We start from the raw sequence: 23391 nt of genomic DNA, 5'->3' as shown, positions 1-23391 counted from the left end.
CCTTATTCCGGCGGTGTTTTTCTGACACCGCCTTTTGTTCCCCTGCGCAATTGTCCCTCATTGACACAAAATCGTTTCCTCTGTATAAAATTCCGCCTTAATAATGAGTTTCATTTGCATCAATAATAATTTTAATGAAGGGTAGCGTTTCATGAAAAAGGTCATCTGCGCGTTAGGCCTGGCGATTGCGTCGGTCGGTTCTGCTCTGGCAACCACCTATCCCCTGACGATTGAAAACTGTGGCTACAAAGAGACGTTCACCAAAGCGCCAGAACGCGTCGTGGCCCTGGGTCAGAATACCGTCGAAATTTTGCTCCTGCTGGGCCTGGAAGATAAGGTGAAGGCCAGCGCCTTCTGGCCGACCAAAGTGCTGCCGCAGCTGGCGGAACAGAACGCAAAAATCAAAACCCTGACGGTCGAAATCCCGACCCTGGAATCCGTTCTTGCGCAAAATCCTGACTTTGTCCCCGCACAGTCCCCCCTGCTGCTGGGGCCGGAAAGCAAGGTCGCAAAACGTGACGATTTGAAGACCCTGGGCGTGAACAGCTACGTGTCCCCGGGCATGTGCGCGACCAAAAAAGCCACCGGCGATATGTACGGCAGCCGCCAGAAACTGTGGGATATGACCTATCTCTATAAAGAGATTGAGGATTTCGCCAAAATCTTTAACGTTGAAGACCGCGGTCAGGCCGTTATTGCCGATTTCAAAAAACGCGAGGCCGACCTGCGTAAGGAATTCGGCAAGAATAAAAAAGACCTTTCGTTTGTCTTCTGGTTCTCCAGCTCATCCCCTTCTGCGGACGCCTACGTCGGCGGTAAAAATAGCCCCTCCGGGTTTATCGCCAGCCTGATGGGCGGTCATAACGCCATTACGTCCGAGACCGAATGGCCAACCGTGGGTTGGGAAAGCATTATTGCCGCCAATCCGGATGTCATTGTGGTGTCCAGCCTGGACCGCAACCGCTGGGCGCTGGATAACGCGGAAGAAAAAATCAAATTCCTGAAAAGCGATCCCGCAGTCAGCCAGCTGGACGCGGTGAAGAAAGGCCATATCGTGGTGATGGACGGCCAGGCCATGAACCCGACAATCCGCACGATTTACGGAGCTGAGCAGGTTGGCGAACAGCTCAGAAAGCTGGGGCTGAACTGATGACAACCGCCGTTCTTCAGGTCCGGCAGAGCCTGGTTCTGACGACCTCGGGTTTGCTCGCTCTGGTCCTGTTATTTCTGACGATCGCGCTGAGCGTCAGCGTCGGCGAGCTGTCCATTCCCCTGGATAACGTGTTTTACGCCATCAGCAATAAAATGGGGCTCACCGACGTTCCGCTCACCCGCATCTATGAGAGCGTGATCTGGGACTTTCGCCTGAGCCGCGCGCTGGTGGCGGCCTGCTGCGGCGCGGGGCTGGCCATCTGCGGTGCCGTATTGCAGAGCCTGCTGAAGAACGCGCTGGCGGAACCTTACGTGCTCGGCGTGTCGGCTGGTGCCTCAACCGGGGCGGTGTCGGTCGTCGTATTGGGGATTGGCACCGGTGCGGTGTCGCTCTCTGCGGGTGCGTTTGCCGGGGCGTTCGCCGCCTTTGCGTTTGTCGCGTTTCTGACGAACGGCGCGCGCGGGGGGAATGAACGTACCATTCTGGCAGGGGTCGCCGCCTCACAGCTGTTCAACGCCATTACCGCCTACACCATCAGCACCTCAGCCAGCGCCCAGCAGGCGCGCGACGTGATGTTCTGGCTGCTGGGCAGCTTCAGCGGCGTTCGCTGGCCGGAATTCCAGCTGGCGCTGGTGGTCGTGCTGGCGGGCCTTGCCGTCTGTCTTTACTATTCCCGGGCGCTGGATGCCTTCACGTTCGGTGATGACGCCGCCGCCTCTTTAGGTATTGCCGTCCCGTGGGTTCGCCTGACGCTCTTTACCACTACCGCGCTGATTACCGCGACGATTGTCAGCATGGCGGGCTCAATCGGCTTTGTCGGGCTGGTGGTGCCGCACGTGATGCGTTTCCTGTTCGGGCCGCTGCACCGCACGCTGCTGATTGCCAGCGCGCTGGCAGGGGCGATCCTGATGGTGCTGGCAGACATTGCCTCGCGCATGCTGATTGCGCCGCAAAGCCTGCCCGTCGGCGTAGTCACCGCGCTGGTTGGCGTCCCCTTCTTTGCCGTGATTATCTACCGTTCAAGGAATAAGTGATGAGCATCTGCGCTGAAAATATTACCTGGAAGGCAGGCAAAAAAGTCATCGTTAATGACGTCTCGCTGAAGGTTTCCCGGGGGGAAACGGTAGGACTGCTTGGCCCTAACGGCTGCGGTAAATCATCGCTTCTGCGCATTCTGGCTGGTCTGCGCCGCCCGGATGCGGGCTGTGTGACGCTGGACGGCCAGGACATCTCCCGCATCGCCAAAAAGCAGCTAGCCCGCCGGGTCGCCTTTGTGGAACAGCACGGGATGACGGACGCCAACATGCGCGTGCGCGACGTGGTGAAACTTGGGCGTATTCCGCACCACTCCGCTTTTTCCAACTGGAGCAACCACGATGACGAAACCGTCACCGCCGCCCTGCAGCGCGTGGATATGCTGGATAAAAGCGACCAGGGCTGGCTGAGCCTCTCCGGCGGCGAGCGCCAGCGGGTGCATATTGCCCGCGCGCTGGCTCAGACCCCAACGGAAATCCTGCTGGACGAGCCGACCAACCACCTCGACATTCATCATCAGATGCAGCTGATGCAGTTAATCAGCGAATTACCGGTCACCAGCATTGTCGCTATCCACGATCTCAACCACGCCTCGATGTTCTGCGACTCGCTGATTGTGATGCAGAAAGGACAAATTGTGGCGACGGGGACACCGCAGGATATCTTATCCGAGTCGTTGCTCTGGGATGTCTTCCGGGTCAAAACCAAAATCGAGACCTCGCCGTTCCATGGCAAAAAACACATCCACTTTATCGTTTAGGGGCGAGTGAACGACGATGCCCCTTCGCCCTGCCGCAACGCTCTGGCCGCCCGTCTTACTTGGTAGCCAGTTTGTTTTCAACATTGGCTTTTACGCCGTCGTTCCCTTCCTGGCGATATTCCTGCGCGACGACATGCTGCTCTCCGGCGGACTTATCGGGCTGATCCTGGGCCTGCGCACGTTCTCTCAGCAGGGTATGTTTATCGTCGGTGGTGCGCTCTCGGACCGGTTTGGCGCGAAAGTGATTATCCTCAGCGGCTGTATTGTTCGTGTTTCAGGTTATCTGCTGCTGGCCTTCGGGGAATCACTGTGGCCGATTATTCTGGGCGCGTGTCTGACGGGCGTTGGCGGCGCATTGTTCTCCCCCTCGATTGAGGCACTGCTGGCAAAGGCAGGCACGCACAGCGAGGCGAAAGGCAAACGAAGCCGCGCGGAGTGGTTTGCGCTCTTTGCCGTCTGCGGAGAACTCGGCGCGGTACTGGGTCCGGTTGCTGGCGCCCTGCTCACCGGCCTTGGCTTTCGTCAGGTGGCGCTGGCCGGGGCAGGCGTATTTGTCATTGCGCTAGTGGTGCTCTACTTTTGCCTGCCTGCTGCTGGCCACCGTTCACAAACGCTGAAAATACAGCCCTGGTGGACAACGTTCCGTCAGCCGCGCTTTGTCGCCTTTATCATTGCCTACAGTTCATGGCTGTTAAGTTATAACCAGCTTTATCTGGCGCTGCCGGTGGAGATCCAGCGTTCTGGCGGTAACGAGAAAGATCTCGGCCCTCTTTTTATGCTGGCCTCCGTTCTGATCATCACCTTACAGCTGCCGCTGGCGCGCTTCGCCCGTCGCGTGGGCGCGGTAAGAATTCTGCCGGTGGGATTTTTGCTGCTGTCAGCCGCCTTTGCGAGCGTGGCGACTTTCGCCCCGATGACGCCGCCGGAAGGCTGGCTGCGCTTACTGCCTTCTGTCTGTTTTGTGACGCTGTTGACGCTGGGGCAAATGCTGCTGGTGCCATCGGCTAAAGATCTGATCCCCCGGTTTGCGGAGGAATCCACGCTTGGCGCGCACTACGGCGCACTCGCCACCGCCGGAGGCATTGCGGTACTGGCAGGAAACCTGTTGTTTGGCAGCCTGTTGGATCGCGCGCTGGTGCCCTCAACGCAGGCGATGTATCCCTGGCTGCTGCTGGCCCTCTTCCCGCTCTGCAGCGCGCTGGCTCTGAAGGTGATTTGCCGTCCGCTGGGACGCTGAACCGATCACTTTTTCGGACGGTATTTCTCCGGCAGTTCCGGCACGGGACGACGGTCATCCATCAGATGGCGAACGGTCAGAATGGGATGACGCCATAACATACGCGGGCCTGCCCAGCGCATAACCTGCTTCATCTCTTCACGTCTGGCAGGCTGGTAGCAGTGTACTGGGCACTGCTTGCAGGCAGGCTTTTCCTCACCGAAAACGCATTTATCCAGGCGCTTATCGGCATACGCGTTGAGCGCCTGATAGTGCCCTTCCTCCTGAGATGCCTGCGGACACTGCTTTTCATACATCGCGATCATTTTCGCGATGGTCTCTTTTTCTCGTGAGATGCGTTTACCGGACATAGCGGATTACCGAATAATAAAGTGCATTAATAATACACCTTTCAACGCTGAATTTCAGCGGTTGCATTTCGTTTCCTGAAGCCTGATTCCAGTTTTAGCCCTGCTCCGGCCAACAATCACTGGTATTTTATACAGGCATCAGAAATGACCTTTGTCCGTGTTATCTGGAGACCCTATGCAAGAGCTCGCGATCGGCAAACCCTATCGCCATTTAAAAGTGGGATATTTTAGAAAGCGCCATGAAGACCGCAATACCAAGATACCGAAGCGCTACAGCGTGCATGCGGCGCTGAGCTTAAAAGGTGACTGGCTTGAAAAAGCGGGATTTACGACCCATTCTCGAGTCAGGGTGGGCGTCGAGCATGGAAAAATTGTCATCGAATGAATGTCGGAAGATGCCTCGTAAAGCCACGACATTTTTCTGCGCCGGACCTTTTTTTCATGCGACAATAGAAGGAACAAACGGCCATTGAGCCCATCAAAACGGTTTATTTTCAAAGAAATGGACATCATAACTCCATGAGCACAATCGACAATTTCGACGCACATACGCCGATGATGCATTGGTGTGTTAATGCTGATTATTAAAGATAATTTTCCACCAGAAAATAAAAACCATATTTCAACCTACATTTATGTAACTATCTGATTTTAAGAATATTGTTTGCTGTACTCATCCAGCGTTATACTCCCTCTGTTTTCCCATCCATCTAATAACACAGGGCATCCCCATGAGCCGATACCATGTATCCAGCAGTGAAGGCCAGTATGAGAAAGACTCTGGCGAGCAGGTTTTGGCTAATAAGCTGGGGATCGCTACTTCTGATGAGATGGATGAGGTTGAACTTGTCCTGTTAGAACAACTCTACCAGTCTGTTTTTGAAGAACAGTTCCCGGAAGGACAACTCAGCGTAGCCCTGCTAAAAAGCTGGCATCGCCGCTGGTTAGGTAACATCTACGAGTGGGCTGGACAAGAAAGAGCGGTTAATATCAGCAAAGGCGGCTTTATGTTTGCCCCCTCAGCACAGTTGCCAAAACTGCTGAACGAGTTCGACACGAAGTATCTGACTCAATACACGCCGTGTAGCGGCATGGACGAAGAACAACTCATCACCGCTATCGCCATAACCCATGTCGAGCTGATACTCATCCATCCATTCAGAGAAGGAAACGGGCGTTTGTCGCGACTATTAGCCGACGTTATGGCCGTTCAGGGAGGATACAAACCGCTGGATTATAAAAGCTGGGAGCAAAACAAAACCCAGTATATCTCGGCTATCCATGCGGGCGTATCAATGGACTACGAGCCGATGAGACACTGGGTCAGAGAAGCATTAAGAAGGGGCTAAACCGCAAGACGTAAATGAGCAAATTTTTTGCGTGTAGCTTCAAGGGAAGCTTTGATCTTCGCGGAGGACTGCCCTGTTTCAACAGCCGTAGATGTTGCTACTGAGCGAACGATGTCAGCACGAGACGGCTTAGCATAGCTTGCCTGAGTTTTTTTGTTGTTGCTCATAATTACTCCTGAAAAGCAAAATCTGGGCTGAAAACATCATCTAAGCATTATACCAAACTTTCTGCGCGAATTCACATTAAGCCCCGTCAAAGACTCACTCATCGGCCAAGCCCTTTAAGTAATACATCAAGTATGAAACGATTGGCTAAACGGGCAACATCCTTATCAGACAGGTAAGCAACTGAATGTTTCTCAAACGCCCCCATGCTTTCGATGACAGCATTCTGTACGGCCTGAGGATAATCCCCAAGCATGATTTGCTCGATATCGTTATGGCGAAGTTGATCCATCACAGAATCATTTTCGGAAACTTTAGCCGCCACGCCATCAAGCCATACCAGCTTGTCAGCATCAGTCGTTTCTTCGCCAAACAACTCATTTAGCTGTTCCAGAATGTGCGATAATAGATCTTTCGGCCTTTCAGCAATTGAGCCACCGACGCTGGTGATCCCTTTAAGTCCTTCTCCCCCTTCTTGTAATTTCAGATCCTGGGTGCGCTTTTCCCACAGTTTATAGTGTGTTAGCTGTACCTGACTGATATCAAGATCGTCATCAAGCCGCTCCTCTCTTAACAACGGCAGCAAGTGGCGAGCAAAGACATTTAAGCGTTCCAGTTCTTCATCTGCCAGATCGACAATTTGCGAAGCAAACTCGTAAAAACGGATAAAGCTATTCATATCTTTTTTGAACGTATCCAGCACGTCCTTCGCTTCACGAGCTTGCTTAACACTACGTTCGCAGTTTACTCGCCAAGTTTCATCGCCGCTTTTCTTTGCATCTTCGAGTGTCGATAACGCCCCTCGTAATACATCCATCGCGGAGCGGTAACGATGAGTAAAACGATCTACCGCTGGTTTACAATACCCCGTTAGCGCTTCAGGACCACGTTTCGGGTCAAAATAAGCATCAGAAAAATTAATCACTTCATGCCATTGCCATATATGCTGTTCATTCAGCTTATGGAAAATGGCATAAACAAGGTTGGGATCGGATACCTGCACCAGTTCGGCATTCTGATAATACTCTTTAAAATCAGCCAGAATATCCTGAGAATCATTAACAAAATCAAGAACAAATGTGCTGCTTTTCCCCGGATACGTACGATTAAGACGGGATAGTGTCTGAATACAATCCACGCCCTTGAGTTTTTTATCAACGTACATGGCGACCAGTTTGGGCTGGTCAAAGCCTGTCTGGAATTTATTAGCGACCAGCATCACCTGATAATCATCAGTATCGAATGCTTTACGCATATCCCGACCTTGCAGGCCAGGGTTCATCGAGTTTTCCGTGTAGCTTTCGCCCTCATCGACAACTTCACCTGAGAACGCCACCATTGCTGTTAAACGTTTATAGCCTTTTTCTCGCACATAGCTATCAAACGCCTGCTTATATTTTACTGCTTCGAGGCGACTGCTGGTTACTACCATCGCTTTCGCTTCGTGATTTAGTAAATGAGCAACATGCTCACGGAAATGTTCAATGATGACCTGTGATTTCTGGGCAATATTGTGAGGGTGTAAGCGAACCCACTTGCTCAACTGCGTTTTGGCTTTTTTGCGGTCGACTTCTTTATCTTCGGCATCATGCGCCAGACGATAAGCCTGCCCATAGCTGGTGTAATTTTTCAGAACATCCAGAATAAACTCTTCTTCGATCGCCTGTCGCATTGAATACAGATGAAATGGCTTCGGTTTATTGTCATTCGCCAAAGGCATTTCGGGATGAGGCGGTCTACCAAACAGCTCTAACGTCTTGGCTTTAGGCGTGGCAGTAAAGGCAAAATAGCTTATATCAGAGGAACCTCTGCGAGCCTCAAGCGTCGCATTGATAACATCCTGACCATCCATTTCTTCTTCATCTATTTTTTCCGCCATCAGCACTTCGCGAAGCTGTCGAGCAGTCGTTCCCGTCTGACTTGAGTGTGCTTCATCAGCGATAACAGCAAAGCTTCGTCCTTTCAGACCAGTACTTTCCTGAATAGCTTTGAGCACATGCGGGAAAGTCTGGATCGTCACGATGATAATTGCCGTACCAGACGATAAAGCCTCGGTTAGTTGCGAAGACTTACTACCCGACTCACGGCTGATTTTACAAACCACACCATCCTGATGTTCAAACTGGTAAATCGTGTCCTGCAATTGACCATCCAACACAGTGCGGTCTGTAATAACGATTACCGAATTAAAAAACTTGTTACCATCCGGGCGGTACAATGACGCTAACTGATGGGATAACCAAGCTATTGAGTTGGATTTACCGGAACCAGCGCTATGCTGAATAAGGTACTTTTGCCCTGTTCCCTCCACGCGAACGGCATTCAGCAATGACTGAACAGCGACCCATTGGTGGTAACGCGGGAAAATCAGGGTTTCCTTGATTTCCTGATGACCAAGCGCATCATCAACGCGCTTTTGCTCCAGATGTAAGTAGCGCCCCAAAATACGCAGCCAGTTATCCGGTTGCAGGATTTCCTGCCATAGATAGGCTGTCGCATACCCCTCTAATGGTTGATCGTTACCCGCCCCGCCTTCTGCGGTTCCCCGGTTAAAAGGCAGGAAAAAGGTTTTCTTTCCATCCAGTTTGGTGGTCATCGCCACCTCATACTGATTGACCGCAAAATGGACCAGCGCACCGCGTTTGAAGGTCAACAGTGGTTCTGGTTTATTTCCGGTTTTTGGCTGGCGGTCATTGATATACTGTAGTTTTGCCGCATCAAGCGATTGTTTAAACGCCGATTTCAGTTCAAGTGTGGCGACAGGCAACCCATTCAGGAACAATGTCAAATCAATGCGGCCATCATAACCATTGGGCGAATAAATCAGTTCAGGTACTACTCGTAAACGGTTAGCGCAATAGCGAACCAGCAAGTCTGGATTAAGGTCATGATCGGGTTTAAAGGTGCAAAGCTGAAAACGAGCACCGCGATCCGCTAAGGTATGTCTCAGCGTCCACAAGGTTCCTTTAGCCGAAAGATGTCTCTCAACCGCGTTGAGAAAATGTACATCTGTATCTTTTGGATAAATTCCGCAAAACTTGTCCCAGACTTCCGGCTGGGTTTCCTGTACATAAGCAAGCGCATCTTCTGGATAAATCGCCCTTTCACGATCATAGCCGGATGAGCTTCCAAATAACCAACCACTGGATGATAGTTGCTCAATAATGTGATTCTGGAATAATAGTTCTGCGGATTTAGATACCATATCAGTTCTCTTGATACGCTTGCTCAATCAGTAACTTAGCTTTTGCTAAATCTGCCTGATTATGGACAACCACCTCAATATCACCGGTTCCCCAGTGTCCCAAATTAGTAACATCTCTGACGATATCAGAGATGATCACCTGCTCCGGTTTTAGTTTCAGGTAAAGCTTGACGTGTGGTTCTTTGGCTGTGGGCCATATCACGACGCTTAGAAAATTCTTTATCTTCTGAAACGCAGTATAAAGCAGTAACTCTTTGCGCTGAACCTCATCACCCAAGCTATCAGCAAAATCACAGATATTCTGATAAAGCGCAACCAGTTCAGGGGAAGACTTATCCAGACGATAGCGTTGAGCATTTTTCTTCTGCTTCGGCACCTGATTCTCTATTGCAACAGGCTGAGGCTTGTGAGTCTCGGTAGCAGCATTCACCAGCTCAAACATCAGGAGATCAGGGTTAAACAGCTTATAGCGGATAAGATTGATATTGCGGTTAATCTGCGCAACGGCATGCTCGTCATATTTGGTAAAATCTGCCGCAATGCAAATCACACGGGCATTGGACCAATCGATATCGTCAGCAACCTGTTTGCCAAACTTATCCATCACCAGCCAACGGAACTCGGCCTGATGATCTAATAGCCAGTCCAGATAGAACAACCCCTGATTAATGACGTTCTCGTTACTCTGACGTTTATATTCGATAATCACTGGCGTGTTGTTTTCATCCAGCCCCAATGAGTCAATGCGCCCCTTATGGGTCTTGCCTGTGCTGTATTCTGTCGCCAAAAAACGTACCCCAAGGAAAGCCTCCATATGAGACTCGATCAGTTTCTGAAGATCTTTTTCAATGGCTGCTGATTTTCCCGGAAGTTCAGAGACACCGTTTTTACCATAACAAAAGAGCTGGATATCACTCATGCAGCGTCCTTAGCAGCGGGTTGCCAGTTGCGTACATCGATTTTACCTGTTACGGCAGCGGAAATTAGGGCGGAACGACGCTCCTTTAGCAAAGATATTTGCTGTTCACAATGCATCACAAGGGTATTGAAACATCGTTTTTTTTCTTCAACATCAGCAACAATAACTTTCTGCTCATTTAATGGCGGTAGCGGGATAATATATTTTTTCACGTCAGAACAAGTTATTGCGGCCTTTGTACTGCCCCCACCAGATGATTCAAAACGAATCTGATCATATTTACTTTGAAGCCATAAATGAAGATATTCTGGTAATATTTTATTTTTTGACAAAGGAGTCATATAAGCAATATGCTGATTAATAGTGGCATCCATCATCAATAACGCGGAGGTACCTCTCGTTTTCCCTTCCCCTGTAATTGCAATGATGACGCTACCTTTTTTTACTAAAGGTAAACTGCACTCCAACAATGCTTTTGAAGTGACAAATTGCTCTGCATTAGTAACAATATCATCGTTTACTTTAGAGCTATTAAGCCATGGGTAATCACCTGAAAGCCAGTAGGATTGATTATCTCTATTAGGAGTACTGCCATTACCAACTTTACAAAGCCAACCTATCTGGGATACCCCCCAGTGCTCAGGCACTTCACCTAACCACTCATTTCCTGAAACTTTGAGCTTAACACGATGATTTAACCCTCTTCTTACGACATCAGAAATCACCGCTTGCCGTTTTTCTTTCAGAAGTTCAATGAGTCGAACTTGTTTGTCGATTAATAGGTCAATCTTATCCAATTCGTAATCTAAAAATTTCGCAATACACTCCTGCTCAACTACTGAAGGCAAAAGTACAGGCAATGATTGAAAATCATCTGTTTTAATTTGTAATGAATTTGGTCTTATACCTTGCATTTGCGAAGTATAAGCCATGACGTATGGATTTGAACGCAACAAATAATGTATATATTTCTTATTAACATTTTTTGTAAACCTATATGCCCTATATGCAGGACTAACATATCCTTCATAATCGGAAACACCTAGGCCAGAATAGTTAAGCCACATTGTATTAACAACTAACTGCCCTTTTCTCACAACACGGTATTCTGCTACTTCTTCAAGCGTTCTTTTCTTTGCCTCATCATTGTACTCTTTTACTTCTACTCCCCTATAACCGGATACAGATAACATCTGCCCAACAGGCTCCACACCATTTTTTTCATTACTTACTTGGAACAAGTATTTGAATTTCTCAAGTGTCCATCTAGCAGGGATCTCTCCAAGCCATTCCACACAAGAGTCTTTATATTCTGAATATGCTCTGTACTTCACGAATGGACCTCCGCCAGCAAGACCATAATTTCTCTGCTCACTTCATCCAAGTCGCGATCAATCTCTTCCAAGGAACGTGGCGACTGATACTGATAAAAATAGCGGTTAAAAGGAATTTCATAACCCACTAAACCGACCTGTCCATCATAAGGATCGGTTTTTTCGATATCGATCCACGCATCAGGTATATAGGGTAATACCTCGCGTGTGAAATACGTTTCAACAGATTCACTCAACGGCACATTTTCATAATCACGCAAACTGGCGTCAGGTTCTGGCTTACCCTTAGCTTTACAAACTTCAGCATTCTCATCTGTTTCACTTAAGTGTTTTATCAACAGCTTAAACTGAGCAGCAGAAACTTTCGGCAATGCTTTTTTGAATTTTTCCCGGCTTAAATATTTATCATCCATTGCATCCAGAGCGGCTAATAACTCTAAATCACCATATTTGGACCAGTCTTTATCCGCCAGCAACGCTACGCGACGATCAAGATCGCGTGGATAAAATGCCAGCTTAAGCGGTCTTTCCACCGTAATACGGCGATAGCCAAAATCAGAGGTTTTAAACAGCTTAACATTAGCCGAAGGTTGATAGCGCGTATACTGATTCACAATCTCGTCAATCTGCGCTTCCGTTAACTCTTTACGCTTACTACCAAGAGATTTCCGCATCGGCGCAAATTGCTCCGTGGCATTAATCAGCAGCACCTTGCCCTTACGTTCTTTCGGTTTATGATTGCTGAGTACCCAGATGTAAGTCGCAATCCCGGTGTTGTAGAACATATCGGTCGGCAACGCGACAATAGCATCCAGCAGATCCTGTTCCAGCACAAAGCGGCGGATCTCGCTTTCACCACTGCCCGCACCTCCGGTAAAGAGTGGCGAACCATTAAGAATGATCCCGATACGGCTGTCATCGTTCATCTTACTAATCAGGTGCAGCAAGAACAGCAAAGAACCATCGGATACTCTCGGCAAACCGGGTCCAAAACGCCCATCGTAGCCCTTTTTATGTTCTTTGCGGATAACGGTATCAATCTTTTTCCAGTCAACGCCAAACGGTGGGTTGGACAGGCAGTAATCAAAACGCTCATTCCAGAGCTGATCGTCAGAGAGGGTATTACCCAGCTTGATATTGCTGATATCTTGTCCCTTGATCAGCATGTCCGCTTTACAGATAGCGTAAGACTCTGGGTTTAGCTCCTGACCATAGGCCCGAAGGCTGGCACTGGGATTTATTCCATGCAGGTATTCCATACCACTGGAAAGGAAGCCGCCTGTCCCGGCAGTAGGATCGTAGATGCGGCGGATCAGTCCCGGTTTAGTCAACGCTGCATCGTCGTCCGCAAACACCAGAGAGGTTGTCAGTCGCACGATATCCCGTGGCGTAAAGTGCTCACCCGCCGTTTCGTTAGAACTTTCTGCAAACCGGCGGATCAAGTCCTCAAATATCAGCCCCATATCGTGGTTACTGACAGAAGAAGGGCTCAAATCAGCCTCGGCAAATTTTTTGGCTACTTTGTAGAGTAAATTGGCATCATCAAGCTGCTGTATAAACTCATAGAATTTAAAGTGTTCGAAGATCTCACGCGCGTCATAGCTGAATGAGCGAATGTAACGTTCAAGATTAAGTCGTGGCTGTGTTTCCCCCAACTTACTGAGGTCCAACGGCGAAGTATTGTAAAAGTGTTGCCCGGAAGCGTGGCGAAGAATTGCATCGGCAGCGTTCTCATCAAGCTTTTCAACCACAGGTAACTTATCAAGTACAGCCTGTTTGGTAGGCGTAAGCACGCACTCAAGACGACGAAGAACGGTAAATGGCAGAATCACTCTGCCATACTGAGATTGCTTGAAATCACCACGTAGTAAGTCAGCGACGGACCATAAGAAAGCCGCCATTGAAGAAAAATTAGTCATTTTATTACCTCTTGATTTTGCCCTATTGTCCACGTAAAAGCGGAGAGGACAAGAAGAAGTGAAAACTGCGAAGTCTTTTCTCTTGTAAGGCTACATACGGGTGACGTGTCGTGGATTACTGGAATCGCCCACATGAACAGAAGTGCTAATGCTTTTTCTCAATCAAAAGGTATGGATGGGACCAGATACTGATGGAAACATTACTTATTATTGGAGGACACATCTGGGCTGTGAAACATTTAAGCCAGATGTAATCTGACACCATGACCGACGATATTCACTGAATAGTGTTGATACACCCATATAGATATACATACCCATTGAGTGTATCAACTGATGGCTTACATGCGTCTAAACGCTTATGGACATCCTGTCTTATGGACAAACTACTTACGGGTTCTCACCCCAGAAGCAAATGTCAGTCCAGTAAACCCCATCTCATCCTGCTTACATAGCGCCCGTGCCAGTAGAACAGGTGGCAGCCTGTGCTTGCGGGTCCTCCTTTTGCCAACCTCATCAGGGTAGGGTCTTACTTCCTGCCACATCCCCTTGAAACAGTAAGTTACCTGCGCATCAAAATCCCTTAGTTTTTGGCTTTTCATTGGTCGACTAATTATCCCTGCTCTGGCCCGTATATTTTTGTCTCTTTTCATCGCCTTCCTTAGCGTTTTGAGCGCGCCAGGCTCTCTTGGCATCAGCAGATGCAAATGAGGCATCCAGCGCTGAATATCGGTGTGAAAATCCAGCTCATAGCCCCCCACTATTTTGTCCGTAAATCCGGCTCTTTTTACCATCTTGTAGACCCGTTCCCGGAATTTCTTATGGTCCCAGTGATCTTGACCCTCCATCTCCGGACAGCTTTTGTATCTTAAGTTAACGATGTCCGCTGCCGCCGGTATTCCCTCGGGGAGTGATATCCCAGCGCGCTGTGCGGGTGGTTTTCATTGTAATGCGTGAACGCTACTGCAAGGTTTCGCAGTGCTGTTCTCACATCCGGTTTTGGCATGAACGCGATATAGTCTTCTTTCATCGTTTTCACGAACCGTTCGGCCATGCCATTACTCTGCGGGCTGCTCACCGCTGTTGTGCAGGGCTCCAGATTCAGCTCTCTCGCGAACCTCCGCGTTTCATACGCGGTATACGCTGAACCGTTATCCGTCAGCCACTGCACTGGTGTTTCCGGTAGCCTGTCGCCGAAGCGCTTTTCCACCGACCTCAGCATCACATCCTGCACGGTCGAACTGTCATAGCCTCCCGTGCTTGCTGCCCAGTCTATGGCCTCACGGTCGCAGCAGTCCAGCGCGAACGTTACCCGCAGTTTTTCGCCGTTGTCGCAGCCGAACTCGAAGCCATCTGAACACCAGCGCATATCGCTTTCTGCCACCGCTATCTTGCCCTTATGTTCACGCTTCGGTCGCTCTGGTTTGTCATGCAACAACAACAGGTTATGCTCGCTCATTATCCTGTAAAGCCGTTTGGCGTTCACAGGTGGCTGTCCCTCTGTGCGACGTTGCTTGCGCAGGATGCCCCACACGCGTCGATAACCATAACTCGGCATATCGCTGATGATGTCGAGGATAGCCGACAGTATTTCTTCGTCTGCTTCGTCATTACGCCGGTTACAGCGCCTGTCCTGCCAGTCGGCAGAACGGTTAATCCGCAGTGACAGCTGCGCACGCGACACGCCCATGGTGCGGCTGACCAGGGCTATTCCCCGTCCTTTGGCAACAAGGGCGCGTGCGCTATCCATTTTCGCGACTGGCCGTACTCCACGGCTTCTTTCAGGATCTCAACTTCCATCGTCTTCTTGCCCAGAAGGCGCTGAAGTTCCCGGACCTGCTTCAGAGCAGCAGTAAGCTCAGAAGCAGGAACGACTTCCTCTCCGGCCGCAACGGCGGTGAGGCTGCCTTCCTGATATTGCTTCTTCCACTTAAACAGCAGGCTGGGCTGGATACCATGCAGGCGGGCGACATGGGAGACATTCATGCCCGGCTCCATCGTCTGCTGGATAATGGCGATCTTCTCCTGAGGAGTTTTACGTTTACGGGCTTCTTGCCCTAACAGGATCCCGGTCATCTCAAAATTGGCATTAGTGTTAGACATATATTCAAGCCTATCTCTTATCTGGAGATACAGCTACTGTCCGGTGTTTCAGGGGGCTACATCACCCAGCAACTGATCTGCTCTTCTTCCAGCATGGCATCGTAATACACCAGCGTAACCACTCTGTACGCGCTCATACACCCCCGCAGCGGGGCCAGTTCAGCCAGTTTACGTAACCTGTGCAGGCGGAAGCACTGTGGGCACGCAGCACTGCCACATGGCTTATCTAACATACAGGCTTTAAGTTTCCTCTTTAGCCGAAGAGCCTTTCCTCGCCACTTTTTGTGTGCTTTTCTGACTTCTTTGCTTTCATTCTCGTTATCATTCCTGTCCTGCTGGACAGCTTTTTGTATTGCTCTTATACGGTACTGGCGCTCTTTCTCCATCCGATCCCGGGTTTCAAACCCTGGAATGGTGAGAGCCAGCTTTTCCAGTTGGCGCTCTTCTTCTGTCAGCGATACGTATACTGATCGCGCAATGCGGTCTTTTGCACCAAACATATCAGCAGCCTCCTGTAGTGACGCGGGAAGCAATCCATTCACTGACGTCACTTTCCAGCCAGGCTACCGCTCGCCCTCCAGTCAGGGATTTAGGGCGTGGAAAAGTGCCTTTCTCAATCATCCGGTACAACGTGGCGCGGCTCACCGCACAGCGCTCCAGTACGACCCGAATTTTCACCAGTTTCATCTCGTTCATATTTCTGCACTCTTGAGCAGTTCAAGGAGTGCCTTATTCACAAGATCGAAATTCGGAAGCTGCGGCTACGTTTTGGGACGTCTGCAAGCACGTTAGACGTTTCATTGTCGGGCCGACACTTGTGTATGATCAATGTCGGCCAGACATGGGAGATGCTAGAGTGGTTAAAATGGCTAAAGAAGGGAGCCACACATGGCAGGGAAAAAACAGATGAGCCGCCAGCAGCGGTCGACAAAGATGCGGACAGATGCGGGACTGACCCAGGTGAAAGTTTATCTTGACGAAACCACACTGGAATTACTGGCGTTACTTCAGGAAAACTTGTCAGAAGGTAAAATGAAGGGCGATGAAATCAATATGTTCCGCAGTATAGCTGTCACTGCCGGTATCCACAGTCAGGCAGAAGCATGCTTAGGGGAAAAAGTGGTATCAGACATTGTGGCTAAAAATCTGGGCACTGAGTGCAGAGCCAGCGAAGCGACAGACAATCCTCATAAGTTCTTTCTCCGGACGATGATTAACAAGCTTTACGAGAAAGGTCAGCGTAATACACATAGACGCAGACTTGCAGAGGTTGCTGAAATCATGAATGAAAGCAGCTACAGAGCGCCGAATAGGAAGAAAGGGGAATGGAGTGAAAATGATATTAGTCAGTATGTAAATAATGACATACAACTGGAAAAATGATGCCTCAGCAGAGGCGCCAGGCGGTAAGACTGTACACTGCAAGTATCTCTGGAATACCCAGGCCGCGAAGTACGATAGTGTCATTCATCAGGAGTGGTGAGTTGGTCGTACTTTCCCGGCTTCCCCATAGCACTAAGCCCGCCCTGGACGTGCCTGTGAGTCATCAAAAATAGTCCCTGGCCCCGTTTGATTGTTTAGCCAGCAGGTGACGAAGGCCATCCCCCCCATTACGATTTACCAGCAACAGAACGCTCGGGAGGCCCTGTCCAGCATACCTCGGCCCCTGTAGTCATAGCGGGTGGTTGTGGCGATATCGGCATGACCTGCCAGTTGGCGTACCACGTTGAGGTCGGTTCCCTGTTCCAATAGTTGTGTAATGAACGTTCGTCTGAGGTCGTGCGGGGTAAAATAGTCCACGCCAGCGGCCTGGCGTAGCTGTGCCAACAGCCCCGTCAATCCGGTAGTGGTAAGCCTACGTGGCCCAAGCCGGTCTGCCAAGCTGATACGACTGAATAACGGCCCCTCATGCCCTCCCCGGCACTTTAGCCAGCGCCGCAGCTGTGTCCAAACCTTTACGGCAAGGTGAATATCACGACTTTTGCGCCCTTTCCCCTCCCTGACCCAAACGATCCCCGTGGAGACGTCAATATCCTCAACATTAAGGGCAACCAGCTCACCCGCACGCAGCCCGGCACCACACAGAAGCAATAAAATGGCCCGCTCGCGCTGACAGCGCACGGAGGAATACGTCGCTGCCGCCGTCAGCATTGACCGGATTTCATGGCGGGCCAGCGCACGCCCCTGCCGACAACCGTCACCACTGACCCGCCTGACGTTGCGTATCCGCTCCAGCATATCAGCATCCAGTATCCCCATACTGAAGGCCACTCCGGCAACTGACTTCAGCGCCGACAGCGCCATGTTCACGGTAGCAACAGCATAGCCCTCATTCAGCAGCGCCGAGCGCACCAGCATCACCCCCGTGTAGTTCAGCATCTGCCAGGGGTAACTGTCGATATCCGAGCCCGGAAGCAGGATACCGGCACAGCGCCGAAGCTGGCTTTGCATCCCCTTGCGCCCGGCAGGCGCCAGACCTGCCAGCCAAAGCTGTGCCGGATTGGTGGTGGAGACGTTTTGCAGGCGTACAGTTTCCGCGCGCCTGCCCTTGTGGTTCGAGGTCATAACATCATCCTTAATACTGAATAATGGAGTATCCCGGCCATGCAGGCCGGGGAAGCAGTCAATTCATCTGGTAATGTCATTCAGCCCTGCGTGGTCATTTTTTCACGCCATAGCGTTGCAGATAGTGGTTAAGACCCTGCCCGGCTCCGGGCTCAAAGTTCCAGACCCGCCAGATAAGCTGACCTTCAGCATCGCGTATTGCCAGCCGAAAGTGGGTATGCTGGTCATCCTCAATAGCGACACGGTCATACGCTGACACAACACGCTCCGCATCCTGTCGGGTGAACGTGTCCGATGGCAGCAACGGCAACGGCGCTTCAGGTTCAGCGATTGTGGCGCGGTCCGGGGCAGACCTGCGCCCCTGCGTGATATGGCTGACGGCCTTATACGTTCCCCGATTCAGAAGCCCGGTGGCTTTTCGCGCCCGGAGAACATCAATAGTAGTAATCAATGGGGAGCCAAGGATAAAGCCCGCATTGTCCCGGTCTGTGCGTACCAGATCATACATCTCAACGACAGCATTCAGGGCCTCCGCCATGGGAACACCGGCTTCAATATGCGCCTGAATGGTGTCTTCCTCGCCAAACGGCGTATCGCTGAGGGTAAGCCCGTAGTGCTGTGCCAACAGGTGAGTCAGCAGGGTGCGCCAGACTTCAGCAGGCGACAGGCAGCACGATGCCACCCGTGTCGGTGAGACAGGTTGTTTTTTCATGACAGTATTCTCGTGATAATGTGGGTAGTATTGAAAAAGGCGCGAACATGAACGGCAACCCGGCCCGCGCTTATGGAAATCCGCCCGGCAGAAGAGAGAACGGATATGTTCAGTCCTGTGTTGCTGGAACCGGGACAGGAGTGGGATAAATGGCGATATATACATAGCCGCAGGAGCCAAGCGTATCAGCCTCACAAGTCAGTTCCTTCGCCTGCAGTGTGATGCCCTTCGCCCTGCGCGGCTCCAGCTCACCAGACAACAGCATGCCTTCCATCTGCTTCATGAACAGTGGAAAGGCCTGGTCCAGATGGCGTGCATCGCTTTCGCTGAACACACCGCTAAACCCGGCCCGGTCGGCCAGAAAATGTAGGTTGTGGCCTTCCTGTACCAGTCGTGCACCAAACAGCGGCGTCACATCACGCCAGAGCCCCCACCAGGGGGTTGCTGGCGACGGTGTATGTGTTGAATGGGTCATATTTGTGTCTCCATATTCCAGCCAGTGAGATACGCCTCCGGCAGGGCTTTATTATCTTCAGTTCAGCTTTCCCACATCACGCGGGTGGTGTAGACCCCGCTGGCGTGATAGCTCAGGAAGTTGCGCTCCCACAGGGTGTATAGCGCCCGGGCCTCAGACGGGGACAAATCCCCTGTACGGCAGTGCCAGACATAGCCCTGCGACCAGCTGATATCGATGATTTTCTCAAGCTCGGGATAAACGTTGCCGACATAGCCAAAATCGGTGGCGTAGTCCAGACACCACTCGTCCCCCTGGTGAACTAGCCGGATTTCCACCGGGTGATAACCGCCCCGCTCCACGCTGTAGTCCGGGTCCCGGAAGTTGAGCGTAACGGCGGTGACGCGATGTTTACTGGCAGGTATTTCGCCCGCCTCTGCCATCAACATGTCGAACAGCTGCAGACTGACAGGCAGCACAAAGCCTGCCGGTTGAATAACGGCATTGATGTTCATGGGTAAAACCTCAGTATTTACAGTTTAAAAATGAAGGGATAAGGCGAACGTGGATTACCGTGGTTAATGTGTATTAAACCAGGTAACTCAAAGCAGGCCATGCTCTGCAAAAGAGTATGCATCATCACCACCCACAATAAGGTGGTCCACGACGCGGATATCAAGGAGTGAAAGCGCATCGGTAATTTTTTGGGTAATGTGTTTATCGGCGTGGCTCGGCTCAGGCTCACCGCTTGGGTGGTTATGGACCAGTATCACTGCGGCTGCATGATGCGTCAGTGCCAGAGCGACAATTTCGCGGGGGTACACCATGGTCTGGTTCAGCGTCCCGGTGAACAGGGTGTGGTAGCCCAGAAGATGGTGCTGCTGCGAGAGCAGTATCATTCCGAAGCTCTCCCGGGTGTCCTCTGCCAGCTTCAGCGCCAGCCACTGGTGAACATCATCAGAGGACGTAATTTTTCGGCGATTGCGAAACCAGCGGGAGAGCAGCGTATGGGCAAAGCAGATAATATCCTCGCGGGACACCGGTCCGGTGGTCCGGTAAAGACCGCTCTGGTCGCAGGCGGTAAAAGCCATGGTCAGTCTCCTTCTGCAGGGGTCAGAACTCACGTTCGACGAAATAGATGGCGTCCGGCAGCAGCGTGTGGCGCTTCAGCTCCGGCTGTACGGAGAACGTATCCCTGCGCTGGCTGCGTATTCCCAAGCTGTCAAACAGGAACAGCCGGGTGGCATCGGTACGGACTACCACAGACCAGTGCCAGGATGTGCCCAGAATCACCACGCGCTGAGCCTGGTTCTCCGGCAACGCCAGCCAGTCGCTGATGTCGCTGAGTATCTGTCGGCTGCGCAGGGAGCGGTAACGGAAGGGGGTATGAAAATTCAGGGGATAATGCCGGGCGTAGTACCCTTTCAGGAGAACATCACCAATCAGGTGGTCCATTTGCTCTTCGTCCAGGCCGAGCGTCAGGAGATCAAATAAATCCCATCGTCGCTTATAGCTGCTTAGCAGACTGTACATTAATTTTTCCCGCCGTACTCTACCGTCATAAAGGTAACTGAGGGTGTTAATCAGACTGTAGATGCCACACAAATAGTCATGCTGGCCCTGACGGGACGCATGAACGTCTCGGGGAAGTGTCATTGTTGCTATTCCAGGAAAAGTGATGGCTGTGAACAAGCCCGGATGGATTAATACAGTGGCTGAGTACGTAATGACTGCCACTATATTAATTATAGCAAAATCAAATAGTTATCGCAAATAATTCCTATTATCACTTATCTAGCGCAACCAGGATATCTATCACTTGTTACTGGTTAACGTCCCCTTCAGTCAGGTCCCTCGCAACCTGAGCCAGAGCCTGCTGCAAAAGTTTATCCCTGGAGGCCGGTTTCATTGTGCGAAACAGCTGTATCCAGAGGTTGAGCTGCTCATCTGCTGAGGTATCTGCCGCATCCCGCTCACTTTTCAGCGCCATCCCTGCCGCGCTGATATGGTACAGAAACCCCTTCCCACTGGTGCGTTTGCGGCGGATTTCCGGATGAAGGGCAGTGAGCTTTTCCAGACGTAATCGCGCCCCTTTCGCTGTGCCCGGCATTCCTTCCATTCCGGCAAACTGCTCTGCTGTAAGCCACTCCCCACTCTCCGCCATTCCGTTAACGCAGGGGTCAGTCATCTGTTCACTGCCCATAAAAATTTCACCTCTTATCAAAGCGTTAGTTAAATGAGCGCAAATAACCACAAAAGGAACTTGATAACTTCCTTTTGTTCGCTTTTAATATCTCCAGTACTAACAACCCGGAGTGAATACATTGAGTAACTCAACAGATTCGCAAAAAAAGCGAAGTAAGGGAAGTGCTGTTAACTGGCACCGGGCAGATATTGTCGCCGCCCTGCACAAGCGGGGACTTTCCCTGTCTGCTCTCTCCCGGCACCACGGGCTGGCCTCAAGGACGCTGAGTAACGCTTTTGAGCGTCACTATCCCCGGGCAGAAAAGATTATTGCTGAGGCACTGGATACCACGCCCGAAACCATCTGGCCTGAGCGCTACGCAGGCAGGTCTGTCAAAAAGGAAAGCTGAAGGGAGCGTAGAGTGGCGACCACTATTACCGAAGTAACGGAATGCTTTGAGTACCTTTTTAGTTCCCTTTACCGGAAAGCGTTTGTCAACCCCTGCGCCTTAACGAATGCAATGAGCGGGAGCTATTACCACTGGTGCGTTGCTACCTACTGGGCGGGTTTGCTGACAGCCTCTCACCTGAGGTTAGGGGAAAACTACCGGGCAGTTTGTCCGGGCATGGCTACATTGATTTCGTCATTGACGATGTGGCTGTAGAGTTCGCCGTCCGTGAGCCGGGAGCTGCCCGTTCAACACTGTCAGCCTCCGTCAACAGCACGGAGGTGAAGAAACTGATGAAGTATGACGGCAAAGCCCTGCTGGTACTGTTCGATTTTTCTGACACGCCCTATACCGAAAAATAAATTGAGTCCTTCAGGAGCTGGCCTTCTCTGGGCCGGGGCAACCATCGCAAATCCGCGTTCAATGTCGCGTATTTCTTTGTGGAAAAACGCAGTCCTCTAACACATGGAAAAATCACCAGAAATATCCGCATCCGTTAACTGTAACGCGCATGACGGATGATGAAACGTCAATGAAAGGAGACCACCGAAGATGAAGAAAACCACTGCCATGTTGCTTCTGGCATTTTCAGGTTGTGCCGGGGCAAAAACACTCCCCGCAGAAAATTTGCAAGGGCTGTATGAGGCTTATGCCACCCTGAATACCTGCCACCAGTATGGTTACACTGGCGATGAGTCCTTAACCGCACTGGACAAACTTATCCGCAGCAATCGCTATCAGGATAATACCGGCAATATCATGACATTAACGAAGGACAATATTAACTATTACCATTCCCTTCAGGACCGCTTTATTCTTGAGCAGCAATTCAAAAGCAAAGGAATAAACCAGAGCGGTATCCGGCTCCAGATAAAAACCCTGTGCGACCAGATGAACGCCGTTGTTGGTGGGAAGCTGGGTGTGAAAACCCGTGTTATTTCACCGGATGATCTTCCCGCCAGCGCAAAACCTGTTTTTGACAAACCGGCCACTAACAGTGCTCCGGAAATTCCAGAAGACCGACCGATGACATGGGACAACAGTCCGGTCCAGAGTATTCCGATTAAGTGAGGGGTAACACAATGAAGAAGCGTATTATTACCGCACTGCTCATCACAACAGCATCCGTCCAGGCGCTGGCAACTTACCCAGCAAGTCAGCCCGCTCAGCCCGCAGAAGTAATGGTCAGAATGTGCCAGCAACAGCGTACCGGCATTGAGAAGAACAAGGCTATCAGTAAAGTCTACAATACTGTGAGCGACTGGCCCATAGCCTCAACGACAGAAGTTGCTGCGGCTATGGATGAGGGCTGGGGTTTTGCGGTAAAGAATCGCGGGACCAAATGCGACCGGATTTATCCCGTGATGATTGACATGCTTGTCAGAAAAAAGGGGTGAGCAACCAAGCCTAACTTAAGCTGGCAAGACCAATCTGCATTAATTTATCTGGCAATGTGTCCTCCTGCAGGACTCGATTATTTCAAACCGTCGGCTATGAG

At 50.8% G+C, this 23391-nt stretch carries 27 protein-coding genes and 2 pseudogenes; 11 read left to right on the top strand and 18 right to left on the bottom strand.

What is annotated here, in order from left to right; translation table 11 throughout:
- Positions 1-151: 151 nt before the first annotated feature.
- From eitA to ACJ69_RS22110, 4 genes are read left to right on the top strand one after another with little or no spacing between them, the layout of a single operon-like run.
- Positions 152-1150: a siderophore ABC transporter substrate-binding protein EitA gene (eitA, locus tag ACJ69_RS22125; RefSeq protein WP_059347755.1), complete on the top strand. Its 999-nt coding sequence runs from the start codon at positions 152-154 to the stop codon at positions 1148-1150.
- Entirely contained in the window at positions 1150-2187 is a 1038-nt protein-coding gene (locus ACJ69_RS22120) for a FecCD family ABC transporter permease (protein ID WP_054830208.1), read from the top strand. The genes eitA and ACJ69_RS22120 overlap by 1 nt, the downstream gene beginning before the upstream one ends.
- The gene (gene eitC / locus ACJ69_RS22115; protein ID WP_059347754.1) at positions 2187-2948 is read left to right on the top strand and encodes a siderophore ABC transporter ATP-binding protein EitC; all 762 of its coding nucleotides are present in this window, start codon (positions 2187-2189) and stop codon (positions 2946-2948) included. The genes ACJ69_RS22120 and eitC overlap by 1 nt, the downstream gene beginning before the upstream one ends.
- Before the next feature lie 16 nt (positions 2949-2964).
- Positions 2965-4185: an MDR family MFS transporter gene (locus tag ACJ69_RS22110; RefSeq protein WP_054830207.1), complete on the top strand. Its 1221-nt coding sequence runs from the start codon at positions 2965-2967 to the stop codon at positions 4183-4185.
- Positions 4186-4190: 5 nt separating this feature from the next.
- On the opposite strand, the gene ACJ69_RS22105 is transcribed toward ACJ69_RS22110, so the two are convergent.
- Positions 4191-4535, bottom strand: a complete 345-nt coding sequence (locus ACJ69_RS22105) for a nitrous oxide-stimulated promoter family protein (RefSeq protein ID WP_054830206.1) — start codon at positions 4533-4535, stop codon at positions 4191-4193.
- A 175-nt stretch (positions 4536-4710) separates the two neighbouring features.
- Here ACJ69_RS22105 and ACJ69_RS22100 point away from each other — a divergent pair, with 175 nt between their 5' ends.
- Positions 4711-4920 (top strand): SymE family type I addiction module toxin, encoded by a 210-nt coding sequence (locus ACJ69_RS22100; protein WP_054830205.1) that lies wholly within the window; start codon positions 4711-4713, stop codon positions 4918-4920.
- A 346-nt stretch (positions 4921-5266) separates the two neighbouring features.
- Positions 5267-5884, top strand: a complete 618-nt coding sequence (locus tag ACJ69_RS22095) for a Fic/DOC family protein (RefSeq protein WP_034167216.1) — start codon at positions 5267-5269, stop codon at positions 5882-5884.
- On the opposite strand, the gene ACJ69_RS25535 is transcribed toward ACJ69_RS22095, so the two are convergent.
- From ACJ69_RS25535 to ACJ69_RS22050, 9 genes are all read right to left on the bottom strand, one after another.
- Complete coding sequence (locus ACJ69_RS25535) at positions 5881-6051, bottom strand: hypothetical protein (protein ID WP_167347082.1); 171 nt, start codon at positions 6049-6051, stop codon at positions 5881-5883. The two genes, ACJ69_RS22095 and ACJ69_RS25535, sit on opposite strands and share 4 nt — an antisense overlap.
- A 98-nt stretch (positions 6052-6149) precedes the next feature.
- The gene (locus tag ACJ69_RS22090) at positions 6150-9254 is read right to left on the bottom strand and encodes a type I restriction endonuclease subunit R (RefSeq protein WP_049003396.1); all 3105 of its coding nucleotides are present in this window, start codon (positions 9252-9254) and stop codon (positions 6150-6152) included.
- A gap of 1 nt (position 9255) precedes the next feature.
- Positions 9256-10173 carry a DUF5655 domain-containing protein gene (locus ACJ69_RS22085; RefSeq protein WP_049003397.1) on the bottom strand — a complete coding sequence of 306 codons (918 nt, stop codon included), beginning with the start codon at positions 10171-10173 and terminating at the stop codon, positions 9256-9258.
- Positions 10170-11507: a restriction endonuclease subunit S gene (locus ACJ69_RS22080; protein ID WP_032333272.1), complete on the bottom strand. Its 1338-nt coding sequence runs from the start codon at positions 11505-11507 to the stop codon at positions 10170-10172. The genes ACJ69_RS22085 and ACJ69_RS22080 overlap by 4 nt, the downstream gene beginning before the upstream one ends.
- Positions 11504-13426, bottom strand: coding sequence for a type I restriction-modification system subunit M (locus tag ACJ69_RS22075; RefSeq protein ID WP_049003399.1), 1923 nt, complete (start codon positions 13424-13426; stop codon positions 11504-11506). The genes ACJ69_RS22080 and ACJ69_RS22075 overlap by 4 nt, the downstream gene beginning before the upstream one ends.
- 386 nt (positions 13427-13812) lie before the next feature.
- Positions 13813-14274 carry a hypothetical protein gene (locus ACJ69_RS22070; protein WP_071886590.1) on the bottom strand — a complete coding sequence of 154 codons (462 nt, stop codon included), beginning with the start codon at positions 14272-14274 and terminating at the stop codon, positions 13813-13815.
- A 20-nt stretch (positions 14275-14294) separates the two neighbouring features.
- Positions 14295-15502, bottom strand: a protein-coding gene (locus ACJ69_RS22065) for an IS3 family transposase (protein ID WP_116799391.1) whose coding sequence is annotated in 2 segments (ribosomal slippage) — positions 14295-15181 and positions 15181-15502 — 1209 coding nt in all. Because the reading frame shifts where the segments join, the coding sequence is not laid out codon by codon here.
- 83 nt (positions 15503-15585) lie between these two features.
- Positions 15586-16029: a hypothetical protein gene (locus ACJ69_RS22055; RefSeq protein ID WP_232248674.1), complete on the bottom strand. Its 444-nt coding sequence runs from the start codon at positions 16027-16029 to the stop codon at positions 15586-15588.
- 1 nt (position 16030) lies between these two features.
- On the bottom strand, positions 16031-16225 hold the full coding sequence (locus tag ACJ69_RS22050; protein WP_032333275.1) for a helix-turn-helix transcriptional regulator: 195 nt from the start codon (positions 16223-16225) through the stop codon (positions 16031-16033).
- Between the two features lie 192 nt (positions 16226-16417).
- Between ACJ69_RS22050 and ACJ69_RS22045 the strand changes: the two genes are divergently transcribed.
- Positions 16418-16912, top strand: a complete 495-nt coding sequence (locus ACJ69_RS22045) for a hypothetical protein (protein WP_063857557.1) — start codon at positions 16418-16420, stop codon at positions 16910-16912.
- A gap of 234 nt (positions 16913-17146) precedes the next feature.
- Here ACJ69_RS22045 and ACJ69_RS22040 read toward each other — a convergent pair whose 3' ends face one another.
- The 8 genes and pseudogenes from ACJ69_RS22040 to ACJ69_RS22010 form a co-directional block, all read right to left on the bottom strand.
- The gene (locus ACJ69_RS22040) at positions 17147-18094 is read right to left on the bottom strand and encodes a tyrosine-type recombinase/integrase (protein WP_032333276.1); all 948 of its coding nucleotides are present in this window, start codon (positions 18092-18094) and stop codon (positions 17147-17149) included.
- Between the two features lie 94 nt (positions 18095-18188).
- Positions 18189-18398: a DUF905 family protein gene (locus ACJ69_RS26005; protein ID WP_224393860.1), complete on the bottom strand. Its 210-nt coding sequence runs from the start codon at positions 18396-18398 to the stop codon at positions 18189-18191.
- A gap of 51 nt (positions 18399-18449) precedes the next feature.
- Positions 18450-18806: pseudogene (locus tag ACJ69_RS26000) on the bottom strand (TA system toxin CbtA family protein); the annotation flags it as partial.
- Between the two features lie 109 nt (positions 18807-18915).
- Positions 18916-19281, bottom strand: coding sequence for a type IV toxin-antitoxin system YeeU family antitoxin (locus ACJ69_RS22030; protein ID WP_032333278.1), 366 nt, complete (start codon positions 19279-19281; stop codon positions 18916-18918).
- A gap of 62 nt (positions 19282-19343) precedes the next feature.
- On the bottom strand, positions 19344-19775 hold the full coding sequence (locus ACJ69_RS22025; RefSeq protein ID WP_032333279.1) for a DUF2787 family protein: 432 nt from the start codon (positions 19773-19775) through the stop codon (positions 19344-19346).
- A gap of 87 nt (positions 19776-19862) precedes the next feature.
- Positions 19863-20351, bottom strand: a complete 489-nt coding sequence (locus ACJ69_RS22020; protein ID WP_049002604.1) for a JAB domain-containing protein — start codon at positions 20349-20351, stop codon at positions 19863-19865.
- 22 nt (positions 20352-20373) lie between these two features.
- Positions 20374-20793, bottom strand: a complete 420-nt coding sequence (locus ACJ69_RS22015; RefSeq protein WP_063857555.1) for a hypothetical protein — start codon at positions 20791-20793, stop codon at positions 20374-20376.
- A 289-nt stretch (positions 20794-21082) separates the two neighbouring features.
- Positions 21083-21463, bottom strand: a complete 381-nt coding sequence (locus ACJ69_RS22010) for a hypothetical protein (protein WP_049002602.1) — start codon at positions 21461-21463, stop codon at positions 21083-21085.
- A gap of 121 nt (positions 21464-21584) precedes the next feature.
- Between ACJ69_RS22010 and ACJ69_RS24705 the strand changes: the two genes are divergently transcribed.
- The 4 genes and pseudogenes from ACJ69_RS24705 (at position 21585) to ACJ69_RS21995 (ending at position 23290) form a co-directional block, all read left to right on the top strand.
- Positions 21585-21854: a helix-turn-helix domain-containing protein gene (locus ACJ69_RS24705; RefSeq protein WP_071886589.1), complete on the top strand. Its 270-nt coding sequence runs from the start codon at positions 21585-21587 to the stop codon at positions 21852-21854.
- A 12-nt stretch (positions 21855-21866) separates the two neighbouring features.
- A pseudogene (locus ACJ69_RS22005) lies at positions 21867-22393 on the top strand (hypothetical protein).
- 52 nt (positions 22394-22445) lie between these two features.
- Entirely contained in the window at positions 22446-22964 is a 519-nt protein-coding gene (locus ACJ69_RS22000) for a hypothetical protein (RefSeq protein WP_049002601.1), read from the top strand.
- Between the two features lie 11 nt (positions 22965-22975).
- Positions 22976-23290, top strand: coding sequence for a hypothetical protein (locus ACJ69_RS21995; RefSeq protein WP_049002600.1), 315 nt, complete (start codon positions 22976-22978; stop codon positions 23288-23290).
- Positions 23291-23391 lie beyond the last annotated feature (101 nt).

The sequence above is a fragment of the Enterobacter asburiae genome, from assembly GCF_001521715.1.
In the GTDB taxonomy this organism is placed as follows: Bacteria; Pseudomonadota; Gammaproteobacteria; order Enterobacterales; family Enterobacteriaceae; genus Enterobacter; species Enterobacter asburiae.
This window is presented reverse-complemented; position numbering and strand designations above follow the sequence as displayed.

Coding starts and splice junctions, on each gene's coding strand:
- eitA (WP_059347755.1), top strand. CDS start 152: ATGAAAAAGGTCATCTGCGCGTTAGGCCTGGCGATTGCGTCGGTCGGT.
- ACJ69_RS22120 (WP_054830208.1), top strand. CDS start 1,150: ATGACAACCGCCGTTCTTCAGGTCCGGCAGAGCCTGGTTCTGACGACC.
- eitC (WP_059347754.1), top strand. CDS start 2,187: ATGAGCATCTGCGCTGAAAATATTACCTGGAAGGCAGGCAAAAAAGTC.
- ACJ69_RS22110 (WP_054830207.1), top strand. CDS start 2,965: ATGCCCCTTCGCCCTGCCGCAACGCTCTGGCCGCCCGTCTTACTTGGT.
- ACJ69_RS22105 (WP_054830206.1), bottom strand. CDS start 4,535: ATGTCCGGTAAACGCATCTCACGAGAAAAAGAGACCATCGCGAAAATG.
- ACJ69_RS22100 (WP_054830205.1), top strand. CDS start 4,711: ATGCAAGAGCTCGCGATCGGCAAACCCTATCGCCATTTAAAAGTGGGA.
- ACJ69_RS22095 (WP_034167216.1), top strand. CDS start 5,267: ATGAGCCGATACCATGTATCCAGCAGTGAAGGCCAGTATGAGAAAGAC.
- ACJ69_RS25535 (WP_167347082.1), bottom strand. CDS start 6,051: ATGAGCAACAACAAAAAAACTCAGGCAAGCTATGCTAAGCCGTCTCGT.
- ACJ69_RS22090 (WP_049003396.1), bottom strand. CDS start 9,254: ATGGTATCTAAATCCGCAGAACTATTATTCCAGAATCACATTATTGAG.
- ACJ69_RS22085 (WP_049003397.1), bottom strand. CDS start 10,173: ATGAGTGATATCCAGCTCTTTTGTTATGGTAAAAACGGTGTCTCTGAA.
- ACJ69_RS22075 (WP_049003399.1), bottom strand. CDS start 13,426: ATGACTAATTTTTCTTCAATGGCGGCTTTCTTATGGTCCGTCGCTGAC.
- ACJ69_RS22070 (WP_071886590.1), bottom strand. CDS start 14,274: ATGGAGGGTCAAGATCACTGGGACCATAAGAAATTCCGGGAACGGGTC.
- ACJ69_RS22055 (WP_232248674.1), bottom strand. CDS start 16,029: ATGTTTGGTGCAAAAGACCGCATTGCGCGATCAGTATACGTATCGCTG.
- ACJ69_RS22050 (WP_032333275.1), bottom strand. CDS start 16,225: ATGAACGAGATGAAACTGGTGAAAATTCGGGTCGTACTGGAGCGCTGT.
- ACJ69_RS22045 (WP_063857557.1), top strand. CDS start 16,418: ATGGCAGGGAAAAAACAGATGAGCCGCCAGCAGCGGTCGACAAAGATG.
- ACJ69_RS22040 (WP_032333276.1), bottom strand. CDS start 18,094: ATGACCTCGAACCACAAGGGCAGGCGCGCGGAAACTGTACGCCTGCAA.
- ACJ69_RS22030 (WP_032333278.1), bottom strand. CDS start 19,281: ATGACCCATTCAACACATACACCGTCGCCAGCAACCCCCTGGTGGGGG.
- ACJ69_RS22025 (WP_032333279.1), bottom strand. CDS start 19,775: ATGAACATCAATGCCGTTATTCAACCGGCAGGCTTTGTGCTGCCTGTC.
- ACJ69_RS22020 (WP_049002604.1), bottom strand. CDS start 20,351: ATGGCTTTTACCGCCTGCGACCAGAGCGGTCTTTACCGGACCACCGGA.
- ACJ69_RS22015 (WP_063857555.1), bottom strand. CDS start 20,793: ATGTACAGTCTGCTAAGCAGCTATAAGCGACGATGGGATTTATTTGAT.
- ACJ69_RS22010 (WP_049002602.1), bottom strand. CDS start 21,463: ATGGGCAGTGAACAGATGACTGACCCCTGCGTTAACGGAATGGCGGAG.
- ACJ69_RS22000 (WP_049002601.1), top strand. CDS start 22,446: ATGAAGAAAACCACTGCCATGTTGCTTCTGGCATTTTCAGGTTGTGCC.
- ACJ69_RS21995 (WP_049002600.1), top strand. CDS start 22,976: ATGAAGAAGCGTATTATTACCGCACTGCTCATCACAACAGCATCCGTC.